This window comes from Vibrio sp. YT-19(2023), from assembly GCF_033337395.1.
In genome coordinates, this window is record NZ_JAWOQN010000330.1 from 1 (window position 1) to 819 (window position 819).

The following is an 819-nucleotide window of genomic DNA, read 5'->3' on the forward strand; positions in this document are numbered from 1 at the left end:
TAAAGGGGACTCGAGTGGACTGAGTGAGGTTGTCTGCAAACAGAGAGGCAAAACGCGGATCGGCGTTGATCCCTGTGCCAACGGCAGTGCCGCCTTGAGCAAGGGCTTTCACCATCGGCAGTGTTTGTTCAATGGCTTGTTTAGCGTGTTCAATCTGGAATTGCCAGCCGCCCAGCTCTTGCGCGAAAGTGATTGGCATGGCGTCCATCAAATGAGTTCGGCCTGTTTTTACCACACCTTGCAAAGCTTGCTTCTTGGTTTCTAGGCTTTGGCTAAGATGAGCCAGTGCAGGCAACAACTTGTGTTCAATAGCAAGTGCTGAGCTGACTTGAATCGCCGTCGGCACCACATCGTTACTGCTTTGACCCATGTTAACGTGGTCATTCGGGTTGACGTTGCCGCCAAGCAATTCAGACGCGAGCGTGGCAATCACTTCATTGGCGTTCATGTTGGAGCTTGTCCCAGAACCGGTTTGGAACAGGTCGATAGGGAACTGATCGAGATGTTGCCCATCAATAATGGCTTGCGCAGCGTCTGCAATCGCATTAGCAATATCACCTTCCAGTAACCCTAGTTGTGCGTTGGTCAGTGCTGCCGTCTGTTTGATGTGGGCTAAAGCTTGGATGAAACCGCTTGGCATGGTGTGCTGGCTGAATGCGAAGTTATCGATAGCGCGCTGAGTTTGCGCTTGATACAAGGCATTCGCCGGGACTTTTACTTCGCCCATGCTGTCGGTTTCAATACGAAATTCGGTGGTCATAGTAGGGTTCCTTTCGTTTAATCAAGAGAAGTCTGAATGAGGCGTAATTGTTGTTGTAA

1 protein-coding gene is annotated in these 819 nt (G+C 50.4%); it reads right to left on the minus strand.

Annotation, left to right across the window (positions count from 1 at the left end; genetic code table 11):
* Positions 1-760, minus strand: a 760-nt coding sequence (locus R7E78_RS25725; protein ID WP_318058555.1) for a lyase family protein, incomplete at its 3' end; no start/stop codon positions are given.
* Between the last annotated feature and the right edge of the window lie 59 nt (positions 761-819).